At 58.2% G+C, this 12,624-nt stretch carries 13 protein-coding genes; 10 read left to right on the top strand and 3 right to left on the bottom strand.

Annotation, left to right across the window (positions count from 1 at the left end):
* The first annotated feature begins 52 nt into the window (after positions 1 to 52).
* The 5 genes from AC0J4F_RS13090 (at position 53) to AC0J4F_RS13070 (ending at position 5,268) form a co-directional block, all read left to right on the top strand.
* Positions 53 to 1,258, top strand: coding sequence for a cell surface protein (locus tag AC0J4F_RS13090; RefSeq protein WP_286183255.1), 1,206 nt, complete (start codon positions 53 to 55; stop codon positions 1,256 to 1,258).
* Between the two features lie 66 nt (positions 1,259 to 1,324).
* Positions 1,325 to 2,251, top strand: a complete 927-nt coding sequence (locus AC0J4F_RS13085) for a DUF6384 family protein (RefSeq protein WP_409692598.1) — start codon at positions 1,325 to 1,327, stop codon at positions 2,249 to 2,251.
* Positions 2,252 to 2,288: 37 nt separating this feature from the next.
* A complete protein-coding gene (locus AC0J4F_RS13080) occupies positions 2,289 to 3,770 on the top strand; it encodes a coiled-coil domain-containing protein (protein ID WP_473023678.1) in 1,482 nt (493 codons plus the stop codon).
* 121 nt (positions 3,771 to 3,891) lie between these two features.
* On the top strand, positions 3,892 to 4,386 hold the full coding sequence (locus AC0J4F_RS13075) for a hypothetical protein (RefSeq protein ID WP_133946610.1): 495 nt from the start codon (positions 3,892 to 3,894) through the stop codon (positions 4,384 to 4,386).
* A 144-nt stretch (positions 4,387 to 4,530) separates the two neighbouring features.
* A complete protein-coding gene (locus AC0J4F_RS13070) occupies positions 4,531 to 5,268 on the top strand; it encodes an SDR family oxidoreductase (protein WP_133946608.1) in 738 nt (245 codons plus the stop codon).
* Between the two features lie 47 nt (positions 5,269 to 5,315).
* On the opposite strand, the gene AC0J4F_RS13065 is transcribed toward AC0J4F_RS13070, so the two are convergent.
* Complete coding sequence (locus AC0J4F_RS13065; protein ID WP_133946606.1) at positions 5,316 to 5,744, bottom strand: VOC family protein; 429 nt, start codon at positions 5,742 to 5,744, stop codon at positions 5,316 to 5,318.
* Positions 5,745 to 5,863: 119 nt separating this feature from the next.
* Between AC0J4F_RS13065 and AC0J4F_RS13060 the strand changes: the two genes are divergently transcribed.
* The 5 genes from AC0J4F_RS13060 (at position 5,864) to AC0J4F_RS13040 (ending at position 9,609) form a co-directional block, all read left to right on the top strand.
* Positions 5,864 to 6,460: a TetR/AcrR family transcriptional regulator gene (locus AC0J4F_RS13060; protein WP_473023677.1), complete on the top strand. Its 597-nt coding sequence runs from the start codon at positions 5,864 to 5,866 to the stop codon at positions 6,458 to 6,460.
* 105 nt (positions 6,461 to 6,565) lie between these two features.
* A complete protein-coding gene (locus AC0J4F_RS13055; RefSeq protein ID WP_473023676.1) occupies positions 6,566 to 7,351 on the top strand; it encodes a TSUP family transporter in 786 nt (261 codons plus the stop codon).
* Between the two features lie 84 nt (positions 7,352 to 7,435).
* Complete coding sequence (locus tag AC0J4F_RS13050) at positions 7,436 to 8,047, top strand: CDP-alcohol phosphatidyltransferase family protein (RefSeq protein ID WP_133946601.1); 612 nt, start codon at positions 7,436 to 7,438, stop codon at positions 8,045 to 8,047.
* The gene (locus AC0J4F_RS13045) at positions 8,044 to 8,970 is read left to right on the top strand and encodes a phosphatidate cytidylyltransferase (protein WP_473023675.1); all 927 of its coding nucleotides are present in this window, start codon (positions 8,044 to 8,046) and stop codon (positions 8,968 to 8,970) included. Before AC0J4F_RS13050 ends, AC0J4F_RS13045 begins: the two co-directional genes overlap by 4 nt.
* Before the next feature lie 6 nt (positions 8,971 to 8,976).
* Complete coding sequence (locus AC0J4F_RS13040) at positions 8,977 to 9,609, top strand: lysophospholipid acyltransferase family protein (RefSeq protein WP_473023674.1); 633 nt, start codon at positions 8,977 to 8,979, stop codon at positions 9,607 to 9,609.
* An 11-nt stretch (positions 9,610 to 9,620) separates the two neighbouring features.
* Here AC0J4F_RS13040 and AC0J4F_RS13035 read toward each other — a convergent pair whose 3' ends face one another.
* Together AC0J4F_RS13035 and cckA are read right to left on the bottom strand one after the other, a co-directional pair.
* A complete protein-coding gene (locus AC0J4F_RS13035) occupies positions 9,621 to 9,959 on the bottom strand; it encodes a cupin domain-containing protein (protein WP_473023673.1) in 339 nt (112 codons plus the stop codon).
* Positions 9,960 to 10,013: 54 nt separating this feature from the next.
* Positions 10,014 to 12,563, bottom strand: a complete 2,550-nt coding sequence (gene cckA, locus AC0J4F_RS13030) for a cell cycle histidine kinase CckA (RefSeq protein ID WP_286183260.1) — start codon at positions 12,561 to 12,563, stop codon at positions 10,014 to 10,016.
* Positions 12,564 to 12,624 lie beyond the last annotated feature (61 nt).

The raw sequence follows: 12,624 nt of genomic DNA, 5'->3' as shown, positions 1-12,624 counted from the left end.
GCGCAAAACTCGTGCGGCTAAACAAAAGCAAACAGGTATCGAGGTGTTTTAAATGGTTGAAGAAAACTCCCAAGGAACAGCTGTCCAAACCCCAGCCCCGGCCGGTGGATTTTCGCCCCTTCAATACCTCGACCGCGCTTTGACGACGTTGCGCGACATCGGCATCACACCCGAAACAGAAGCGGACGCCCCGATCAACGCCCTTTTGGAACAAATCTCGGATCTGTCTCCGGACAAGGTGCTGATTATTTCCCGAACGCTGGGCCAGGCTTCGAACTTCAACGAGGTGGTCCGCAATCAGGTCCAGCAGATGGACATTGGCGAGCGGTACGAAGAAATCACCGACGCGTTCAATTCGATCCGGGACGACGCCAAGACTTTGGTCGACCAACTCGCAGACGGCAAGATCTCCTTCACCGAGAATCTCTCAAACAAGTGGCGGGACATGCGCCGCGGCACCATATCCGACCGCTTCACCGACATCCGCACCACCTACAAGGATGTCGCCAGGGCGACCAAGGACCAGATTGAACGGGAACAGACAATCCTGGAGGCCTACCGGGACTTCCGGGGCGCCCTGAAGCAAGCTGAAGTCACGGCGCTCGAGCTGCTAAACATGGCCACCGCCAAGCTGGATGCAGCGAAGTCAGCACTTGAAGGCGCCTCAGCAGAAGTTGAAGCCTACGCCGGCGATGATGCTGCCCAAAAGGCCCGGCTGGAGCTTGCTCGCGATGAGCGGCTGCGCGAGATGCAGGACGAGGAAAAACGATACCAGATCGCCAAGGATCTCTCAGACAACCTGACCGTTGGCTACAACACGTCCGAAGTGATCATGGCACGGCTCGTCCAGACCACCAACGCCAAGGAGCGGGTGTACGCCCAGTCGGTCAGCTTCTTCTCGACGAACGAGTCTGTTCTGACTGCGCTCAATGCCTCCTTCACAGGTCTGCAAGGCCTGCATGAATCCACCGAAACGCTGAACGCCATGAAGGACGGCATCAACAAGAGCCTGGAGACGCTGGCGGAGATCGGCGACGCCGTCCAGAAAGAGGCACTCAAAGCCGGCTATGGTCCAACTGTTGCGGCGGCTTCAGTCAAGAAACTGGTTGATTCTGTTGTGAACTTTCAGGTCCAGTCCCGTGAAATCATTTCAGAAATGCGGGATATGTCGACCAAGAACTCCGAAGAGATCCGCAACGCAGTTGAGGACGGCAAGCGCCGCCTTGCCAAGTTGACGGCCGAAGGCCAAGGGCTCTAACTTCGGATCAAGACTTATTAGGAGCCGGGTCTGCCCGGCTCCGGCAATTTGGGAAGACCCAAGTCCATGGCTGCACAGCCCGACACGCCGCTCGATGATCTGATGATGGCGATGGACGTGGTGGACACGCTCCGCCACGAAGAAGGCCAGGTCGCGCGCGAACTGAAAGCCGACGAACGCGATACCGCCATGGTGGAGCGGCTGCGCAAGGTATATGCCGCGCAAGGGATCGACGTCCCCGACCATATTCTGAAAGCCGGTGTTGAAGACCTCAAGCGGGACCGGTTTGTATACAATCCGCCGGCCGCTGGCTTTCAGCGCACGCTGGCCATGGTCTACATCACGCGCTCGATCTGGTCCAAGTGGCTTGCCGGACTGGCCGTTGTCCTGATTGTCGCGACGACGGCCTGGTACATGCTGGTGACACTGCCGGCACAGCGGTCTGAAGCTGCCCTTGCAGAGCGGCTTGAGAACATGCCGCAAACCTATTCCGAACTGCTTCAACGTATCGATGGCCTGACCGGAAACACTGCTATCGAGGCCGATGCCCAGCGCCTTGTGGACGATGGAACCATCGCGCTGTCAGACGGCAAGACCGATGCGGCCTTCAAGGCGGAGGCTGACCTCAGGGATTTGGCCAGCCGCCTTGCCGAAGTCTTTGACGTTCAGATCATTTCAAGGGAAGGCGTACCAACCGGCATTACCCGGATCCCTGACGCCAATCAGGATGCGGAAAATCACTACATCGTGGTTGAAGCGGTCGATCCGGACGGCAACATCTTGGAGCGCGACATCGTCTCGGAAGAAAACGGCGAGACGGTTCGGGTCAACAAGTGGGCACAGCGGGTATCGGATACCATCTACACTGCAGTCCGGCGCGACAAGGTCGATGACGGCATCGTCCAAAAAGGAACCTTGGGCCAAAAGCAGCGCGGTGAGCTGGACATCACCTGGCGCAGCGGCGTCCAAAACGGAGCGATCACCGAATGGTAAGACTGCTTTGCCGATTTCCTGACATGCGGAACAGACAATGCTGACAGGCCGGCAGACCCTTGGAACCATTGAGCAGGCGCTTAGCGACTTGCGCCGCGAAGAGGCAGAGCTCAGCCAGCGGATTGAACGCGCGACCCGCGGGCTGACCGACCTGCAGGAGCGGCAGACCGAAGCCTATCGGGACCTTGCCCGCTTTCATCTGGACAATGATGCGGCCGGCGCTCTCAACACCCGGCTGGACAGCGCCGCACGGGAAGCCCGGCGGCTTTTGGAAAAACGCACGGCCGACTACAAGGTCCTGAGCGACCAACTGCGGCAGTGCGAGAGCGAACGCAGCACGCTTCATGCCCGCCGCCAGCAGCTGGATGCGGATCGGGATACCGCCGAAAACCAGATGGACGACCTTCTGGAGGCGGTCGACACGCGCCTGGAGGGCGATGACGCATTTCAACGCCAAAAGGCTGCAGTCGAGCGCGCTGAAGAAACGGCAGCTGCGGCAGCTGCAAAGGCAGAAACATCAGAGGCTGACCGGCTCGAAAAAGGCAAAGCCTACGAAGCTGATCCGCTGTTTCTCTACCTTTGGGACCGGGGCTTTGCGACACCTTCATATGACAAACGCGGTTTGACCCGGTCGTTGGACCGCTGGGTTGCCGGGTTGATCGGGTATAATGACGCCAGAGCCAACTACGCGATGCTCACCGGGATCCCCGAGCGCATGGCAAAACATGCCGCACGCTGCGCCGAGATCGCAGACCAGGAACAGGCGAAACTGGCAGAGCTCAGCCGCAACGCCATGACCGATGCCGCAGGCACGGATCTTGTCGGAAGCATTGAAACGCTGACCGGCGAGATCGACGGCATCGACGGCGATCTGGATCAACTGGACCGGCGGATCGAGACCCTCGCCGGTGCCCTGGCAGAGTTCGCAAGCGGCGAAGACAACGATTTCCAGAAGGCCGAAGAACACCTCGCGTCTTCGCTGCAGATGGATGCCCTCAATGATCTGTGGCGGGCGGCCATCGAAACGCCATCTCCGGAAGACGAGAAAATTGTCCAACGCATTGAAGACTTCAAGGACCGCATTGAGCAGGTCGCCCGGGAGGTCCGCCAGGACCGGGAACTACAACGCGATATCGGCCGCCGCCGCGCCGAGCTTGCAGATGTCGTCAAACGGTTCCGCTCAAATGGGTATGGCAGCTGGGAAACGACGTTTTCCGATGATCGTTTGACAACTGTGCTCTTGGGCGAACTCGTAAAGGGCGCGATTTCCGGCGCGGAGTATTGGGATAGGGCACAAAGGTCCCACAAGCGCCGCCGTCCCAAAGGCCGCCGGGTGGCATTTCCAAAGGGCAAAGGCCTTCCCCGCTCCATGGGCGGTTTCGGCGGCATTCCAGGCCCCGGCGGGTTCGGCGGGCCGGGAGCCGGTATGCCGGGCGGCAATGACGGGTTTGGTGGCGGCGGCTTCAAGACCGGCGGCGGATTTGGCGGTGGTGGCTTCAAGACCGGAGATACGTTCTAGGGTCATATTTGTGACACTGGTGCAGAAACCGGCCCTTACGACACGGCAGCTTCCTTGCACTGGCGAAAAACCTGTTTTAGACCGAACCGATAGAGTCATTCATACAAGCTCAGGCGATCTCATGCGGCATCTCATTCTTGCAGGCCTTTGTGCACTCACACTTGCAGCGTGCCAGTCCAGCAACACCGAACAAGCGTCCCTTGGGAACCAGCCGCAGCTGACCGTGCCGCAGGGCGCGCAAAGCGTTAAGGTCGCCGCCGACCCGATGACCGTTCGCTCAGCGCTCGTTTCCAGCGCCCAGGAACGCGGTACCATCGTGATCCAGGACCAGCCGAATATGGTTGTCATGGAGCGCCAGCTCACTGGCGAAAACCCGGCGCTGGACAGCCAGTTTGGCCCCTCAGACAACGGCAACCGGGTTATCCGCATCCGGCTTCGCTTCACGGGCACCCCGTGTGAGACGCTCGTTGTTCAGGATCTTGCCGTGATCAACAACGTCCGCACGGCGCTGGAACAGAGCTTCGTTCTGCCGGGCAATCCGAACACCATGCAAAGCCTGCAAGGCCTGAAGAGCCGTGCCGAGCAGAGCAGTTCCTGCCCACCGGTCGCGTCTTAACCACATCAATTTGACGCCGTGTTTTCCCACGCCTATTCACGCACCTTCAAAATATAAAAAGTATTTTCTTGTTTAATCGTGCTTCATACCCACCTGTCGCCAGGAATTGACGGCTGCAACGACAGGCGAAGGAGCGGATGAAACATGAGCACGCTAGATGGCAAGACAGTGGTTATCACCGGTGCGGGCCGATCAACCGGCCGGGCACTCGCGGCAGCTTTGGCGGACCGAGGCGCAGATATTCATCTGTCCGCACGAGACAAGGCACAGGCCCAAGACACGTGCCGCTTTATCAAAGATGTCACCGGCTCCTCTCCCACTGCCTACAGCTGCGACATCGCAGATCCGGACAGCATCCAGCAGTTTATCTCGGATCTGAGGGCCAGGACGCCCAAGATCGACATTCTGATCAACAGTGCGGCCATGTGGCTGTCCGGATCCTTTCACGCGACAGACGACGATCATTTGATCGCCGCCGTGAATTCTACGGTGACCGGAACGATCCTCCTGACCAAACACTGCCTTCCGCTGTTGGAAATGTCAGAAGACCCTGACATCTTGACCATTGTTTCAAAGTCAGGTTTGGCATTGGAGGGCCAATCGGAACCCAATGCCGCATACCATGCCACCAAGAGCGCTCAGACCGCGTTCATGAACCGGCTTCGCCAAACACATCCCCATATTCGGGTGATGTCGGTCTTTCCGCCCGATTTTAAAAGCGATCTGGAATATAAGAGCCCAGCCTGGTTCGAACGGCCCTCCCCAGGCACAGGCAAAACAATGACCGCCCGGCATGTCGTGGAAGCGATCCTGTTCGCACTGGAACAAGATCGCATCTGTACGGTGGAATCACTCGTGCTCAGCAATTCCGCATCAGGTTAGCCAACCTCACACACGATGCCTTTCGGGCCGGCTACGAAACTTGGGGTTCAGGCCGGCACGGCCTCGGGCGCGAACTGTTTCACGAACTCCGGGCTCGGAGGGATCGGTTTGATCACATCGATCATGATGCCGTTCGGGTCTTCGGTGATGAAATGCCGCTGACCGAAGGGTTCGTCCTTCAGCGCCAGCAGGATTGGCAATCCGGCGCCCTTGGCACGTTCATAGATCTGATCAACATCCTCCACCTCAAAGTTCAACAGCATGGCGCCCGTGCCCTGGCCCCGGCGGACTTCCGGGATGGTTTCATGGTCCTGATCGAGAATGGCGAGGTTCACGGCCTCGTCTTCGATAGATTGCAGATGCACATACCAGTCTGCCTCGAACACAGCCTTGAACCGGAAGTGATCTTGATAAAACCGGGCAGTCTTGGTCACGTCCTTTGTCGTAAGGACAGGGTAATACTGGGTGCATTTCATCACGCGTCTCCTGCAATCAAACACGGTCATCAACCCAATTGAGCTGATGGGGCTTTTCAGCCGCAACAAATAAACATACAGTATGTATGTAAATTTCAATTAACATACAGGCTGCACGTATGCAAGATGAAAAACCGCGCCGATCCCAGGCCGAGCGCCGTGCTGAAACCCGGAAAGCACTTCTGGACGCTGCCCGCGCACTCATTATTGAAAAGGGGTATGCGGAAACCGGGACCCCGGAGATCGTCAAACGGGCGAACGTTACCCGGGGGGCGCTCTATCATCATTTTGAGGACAAACCGGACCTGATGCGCGCCCTGGTGCAGCAGGAAGCCGAGGCGGTCGCAGCTGAAATTGCCTCTGATACCAACACCGGCCAGTCTCCGCTTGATGCCTTCATGGCGGGAGCCAGTGCCTACTTTTCCGCTCTGTCCGTGCCTGGACGGGCAAAAATCCTGCTTCTTGAAGGACCAACGGTGCTCGGCCTGGATGAAATGGCCGAGATCGACCGGACAACCGGCGGCGCAACGCTTCTTGAAGGATTGCAGCACAGTGTGGCGCACGGGTACTTGCAGGACGTTCCCCTGGAGCCGCTCGCAGAATTGCTGTCCGCCGCCTTCGACCGGGCGGCGCTGGAAATCGCGAATGGCGCAGACCGCTCAGCTTACGAAACAGCCATCAAGACACTTCTGGCAGGTGCCCTGGCAACCAAGTGAGGTGGTAATCAAAACAAAACGGGACTAAGAGGACCGCACCTTTCCAGTGCGTCCGGCCAGCCCTATCCGGTCCGTCCGCGCCTTTTTCCAAAGATCGGGTCTGATTTGGCCGAAGTTGCATTTGATATTCTGCTGCTGCTGTTTGTGGCCGCTTTTATTGCCGGGTTTATCGATTCCATTGCAGGCGGTGGTGGATTGATCGCCATCCCTGCCCTCCTCATGGTCGGGCTTCCCCCGCTGGAAACGCTCGGAACGGCCAAGCTGCAGGCGCTGTTTGGCTCCGGTTCCGCCACCCTTGCTTATTCCCGCCGCGGGCTTGTTGATTACAAAGTCATTCTGCCGATGGCCGGATTGTCGGCCGCCGGAGCGGTCTGTGGAGCGCTGGTTGCCACAATCCTGCCGACAGACGTGCTCCAGACAGCCCTGCCCGTCGTCTTGATTCTCATTGCCGTCTATTTCGCGCTGAAACCCAATGTCGGCGCCGTTGAACAGGTGCCGCGGATGACCAGTTTTGCCTTCGGCGCGACCATTGTCCCGGCGATCGGCTTTTACGACGGCATATTCGGCCCGGGCACCGGGTCCTTTTTCATGCTCGCCTTTGTCGCCCTGATGGGCGCAGGTCTCTTGAAAGCCACTGCCCATACGAAGGTGCTGAACTTTGCGTCGAACCTTGCCGGATTTCTCGTGTTTATGGTCAGCGGAGCCGTGTTCTGGAAGATCGGCCTGCTGATGGGAGTGGGTCAGTTTCTCGGAGCACAAGCCGGATCCAAGCTTGCCATAAAGAACGGCGCGAAGATCATCCGCCCACTCCTGGTGTGTTCCTGCATTGCCATGGCCGTCAAACTGCTTCTTGATCCGGCAAATCCGGTCCGCATCATGCTGGCGTTGTGAGTTGTCGATCAATGATCTGAACAGGTTACCGCGCGCCCAACTACCGTTATAGTGTCTCCATCCCTTTCCGAAGCGCTGGTTCTCATGCCTACCATTTATCAGCTCAAATCCCGCTTTCAGGATCTGCTGCGCCCGCTCTGCAAAAGGCTTGCCTCTGCTCGTGTGACTGCGAATCAGGTGACACTGTTGGCTCTCGTGCTTTCGATTGCGGAGGGTTTGGCGCTTTGGATATTTCCGGGCTCCTTTTGGCCGCTCATTCTGTTGCCCGTAATCCTGTTTGTCCGGATGGGCCTAAACGCTATTGACGGCATGCTCGCCCGCGAACACGATCAGAAATCGGATCTCGGCGCGATCCTGAATGAACTCGGCGATGTGCTGTCCGATGCCGCTCTTTACCTGCCCTTCGCCGCACTGCCGTTTTTTCCGGGCGAACTGGTTGTCGGATTGGTGGTCCTGGCGATCATCGGCGAGATGACCGGTGTCATCGCCGTCCAGATCGGGGCAAGCCGGCGGTATGACGGACCGTTCGGCAAAAGCGACCGGGCCGCCGTATTCGGCCTGTGCGGCGTTCTGGTGGCCTTTGGGCTGACCGCGGAACTCTTCTTCACAATCCTGATGGGTCTTTGCGTTCTTTTATCGGCCGTCACCATCTGGAACCGCGCCAAGAACGCACTGGGTGAACCGGAGATACAATGACCCTGCACGCCATCCACTGGGCCTTGATCGGCATCTGGGGGCTGCTGATCGCAGCTAGCCTCATCGTTTTCATCCTCTCCAAACGCTCGGAGAAAAACCTTTCAGAACTCGTTCAACGCACCCAAAGCTGGTGGGTGATGGTGGCGATCTTCACCGTCGCCTTTCTCGTCTCCAACACGATTTCGATCATCGTTTTCGCCCTGATCAGTTTCCTGGCGCTGAAAGAGTATTTCTCGATGATCCCGACCCGGCGCGCAGATCGGCGCGTGCTGTTCTGGGCGTATCTGTCGATCCCGGTTCAGTATTTCTGGGTCTATGACAGTTACTACGGGATGTTTGCCGTGTTCATCCCGGTCTACATGTTCCTGTTTCTGCCCTTTGCCAGCCTGCTCTCCCAGCAGACCGAAGGGTTTCTGAAGTCCGTCGGCACGCTCAACTGGGGCCTGATGCTCTGCGTGTTTTCAATCTCCCACGCGGCCTTCCTCTTGATCCTGCCGCCGACCGAAGGCAACTCTGCAGGCGGTGCAGGCTTGCTTTTGTTCCTGGTGTTTCTGACCCAGTTCAATGACGTTGCCCAGTACACCTGGGGCAAGTTGTTCGGACGCAGGAAAATCATTCCGGGCGTCAGCCCGAACAAGACCTGGGAAGGGTTCCTGGGCGGCGTCGGCACAACCTTTGTGCTCGCCATTGTAACCGCGCCTTTGGTCACGCCGTTCAGCCTTGCGCATGCGGCGGCAGCCGGGCTCTTGATCTCCGTGGCCGGGTTTATCGGCGATGTCACCGTCTCCGCGCTCAAGCGCGATCTCGGCGTCAAGGATACCGGAAGCCTCATTCCCGGCCATGGCGGCATTCTCGACCGGATCGACAGCCTGACCTTCACCGCTCCGCTGTTTTTCCACTTCACCCGCTATTTTTATTATTAGGCCGGGATGATGCTGCAGAAGGTCTTTTATATCTTCGTCAAGATTGCGGTGCTGTTTCTGCTCGGGCTGAATGTCAGGCGCAAAGACCTGCTGCCCTCTGAGGGACCGGCAATCATCGTTGCCAACCACAACAGCCATCTCGACACGATGGTGCTGATGGCCTTGATGCCGCTGTCAAAGCTGAAGAACATCAAGCCGGTTGCCGCCGCCGACTATTTCTTTTCCTCGTCCTGGAAGTCTTGGTTCTCAGAAAATGTGCTCGGGATCATCCCGGTCGAACGCAAAGGCGCGGACCGGACCTCTGATCCGCTGGAAGGTTGTTACCAGGCGCTGGACAAGGGCCAGGTGCTGATCCTTTTTCCAGAGGGCTCCCGAGGCGAACCGGAAGAAATGACCGGCCTGAAGAAAGGCATTTCCTATCTCGCCGAACATGCGGCCAGCGCCCCAGTCGTTCCAGTGTTCACTCACGGCCTCGGCAAAGCGCTGCCAAAGGGTTCGGTCCTCCTGGTACCGTTTTTCTGCGATATTTTTGTCGGCAAACCAATCACTTGGGCGGGTGACCGGATTCAGTTCATGAACACCCTGCAAGACCGGTTTAACGAACTCTCATCGGAAAAAACCTTTGCGCCTTGGGAGTAATTCCCTGGGGTTCACTCCCCCCGCAAGGGATACCGGTACGGCTCTTCAAAGACATCAATCACCTTGGTGCCGGCCTTGATAACAGCGCCATGCTCGACATTTGCCGGAATGTTGTAGATAGCGCCGGGGCCCATAGTCTGGGTTTCACCGCCGATGGTAAACTCGATCTCGCCGGACAGTACGGTGCCCCACTGTGCCAGATGAGAATGCGGCGGCAGGACCATGTCCTTCTTGAAATCAAAGAAAACCACCAATCCCCGGTCCGACTGGACTGCGTAGGAAGAGACAACGTCCTCAGGAAACGGCACATCCAAAGCGGGGAAAGACTTGATGAAATCAGGCAGGTCCACGGGCGACTCCTTTATCTGCACAGGGCATACCTAGCGCAGATCCCTCGGCCATGACTAGCCGTCCAACACATCCTTCACGGTTGTCGCGAGCTGTTTGAGGGTAAACGGCTTGGGCAAGAAGAAGAACTTCTCGTTGGCGGGCAGGTTTTCCTCAAACGCGTCTTCCGCATAACCGGACACGAAGATGATCTTCAGATCAGGCCGGGTCTTGCGCAGCTCGACCAGCAGCGACGGACCGTCCATTTCTGGCATGACCACGTCGGACACCACGAGATCGACATCGCCGCCCGTTTCTTCCATGACCTCGAGCGCTTCCATGCCCGTGCCAGCCTCGTGAACCGTGTAGCCACGCGAAGCAAGCGCGCGCGCAGCAAAGGCACGCACTGCCTCCTCGTCCTCCACCAGAAGGATTGAGGCAGACCCGGTCAGATCCGCAACCTTTTCCTTCTCAGGTTCCTTCGCTTCTTGCTTCGGCTCATCGACAACGGCCGGGATGTAGCGCGGCAAGAACAGGCGGAAGGTGGTGCCCTCATCAATTTCCGAGGTGCAGAAGATGAAGCCGCCGGTCTGTTTGACGATCCCGTATACGGTCGAGAGCCCGAGCCCCGTGCCTTTGCCGACTTCCTTGGTGGAAAAGAACGGATCGAAGATCTTCTCCATCACATCGGGTGGAATGCCGTGGCCTGTATCTTCCACCTCGACCAGCATGTATTCACCCGGCGGCATGCCGCGGGTGTTTTCAAACTGGGTCGATTCAGATTCAGAGACATTGCGCGTGGAAATCGTCAGACGGCCGCCATCCGGCATCGCATCTCCGGCATTCACGGCCAGGTTGACAATCACCTGCTCCAGCTGATTGAGGTCAGCCATAACCGGCCACAGATCCCGCCCGTGAATAACCTTCAGATCCACCTTCTCACCAAGCAACCTGTCCAACAGGATCGACAGATCGGCGAGAACGTCATTCAGTTCAAGCTGCTGCGGACGCAAGGTCTGGCGGCGCGAAAATGCCAGCAGCTGACGCACAAGTCCGGCGGCGCGGTTGGCGTTCTGCTTGATGTTCATGATGTCCTGGAAGGACGGATCGGTTGGGCGGTGGCTTGCCAGAAGCAGATCGGAAAAGCCGATGATCGCAGTCAGAACGTTATTGAAATCGTGTGCGACACCACCGGCCAGCTGGCCGATCGCCTGCATCTTCTGGCTTTGCGCAAACTGAGCCTCTAGGGCGCGTTGCTGGGTCGTTTCCAGCGCATAGACAATGGCGGCCTCACCATCACCCTCGCCTTCCTGAACCGCGGAGACGTAGAAAGTTGCCGAGCGCGGGTCATTGCCTTCCACAAGCGGAATATCGATCGGTGCGATTTCGCTGATCCCGTTCGCTGCTGCGCTCAAGGCCTTGCGGAGATCTTCCTGACCGTTATCGGCGACATACGCTTCAAGTTTCGGCGCCTGATCATCCGTATCGACGGCACCAAACAACTTGAGGAATGGCGCGTTTGTGCGCAGCACGCGGCCTTCCTTGTCGAGGGAGGCGATGGCAATCGGCGTATTGTTGAAGAAGCGGGCGAAACGCACTTCCGCTGCGCGCAGCGCTTCTGAGGCTTCTTCACCCCGTGACCGGTTCAAAACAAGTGTGCGGCTGTCACCTTGTGTGCCGTTTTCGCCGAATGGAACCCGATGCAACAAGCGAACCGGAAGCCCGAGGCCATTGCGGGTAACAAAATCCAGATCGAAGGTCTCGCTTTTGACCTCACCGGCCTGCCCCTTGACTGAGCGGATCAGCTCAGTGCCATCACCTCGCACAATATCGGAGAGCCCGAGATCCCCAGCGTCAAACTGCGCCAGGTCATAGCCGAGCCAATCGGCGAGGGTCGCGTTGAGGTATACGATCCGTCCCTGAGCGTCTGACGACAGGAACCCTGCCGGGGCATGATCAAGGAAATTGATAACGCGCTGAAGTTCCTGGAAGGAATTCTCCTGCTCTGCCCTATCACGGGTGATATCCGACAACTGCCAGACTGCCATGACCTTGCCGGACGCGTTGCCAGACACTTGGAGCGGCCGCACAGAGACGCGGTACCAGCGCGCTTTTCCCTCCGCACGGCCGAGCGGGAACGGCATACGGATTTCTTCCTGCGCCTTGCGGCCATCGCGCATCGCCTGAGACAAACGGAAAATCGCGTCGGTCGCGTCTGGATCGGAGGAAAACACGCGTTCAACGACCCGTATATCGGCAGCCGTTTCCGCGCCAGTTAGCTCGGCATAAGCCTTGTTGGCGTAGACCAGACGGCCATCGATGTCGGTTATGAGCGCACCGTCTTCCAGCGTATCGACAAATGCAGAGGCAAGCGGATTGGCTTCACCAGGCCTTGCGGAAAGGCGCAGAAACCCAATCGCACCGGCAAAAAGGCAGAAAACGCCGACAACAGCGAGAATTCCGAGCAAAGCGAGAATGAACGGCTGTGCGACGGCCCGGTCCATGACCGCAAAGGCAGCCGCAGCCCCGGCAAGCACAAGCGCAAGCCCGATCAACAACCCTATGTTTCCGGATCGCTCCGGCCGATTGATCATCGGCCCGCCTGGCGCTCCGTCAAGGTCACTCATACAATCCGTCTCCTCGGCCCGATTCGCTTAGTTTAGGCCGAATTTCAGCATTCTGTTGTTG

The organism is Roseibium sp. R5, assembly GCF_055755305.1.
This window is presented reverse-complemented; position numbering and strand designations above follow the sequence as displayed.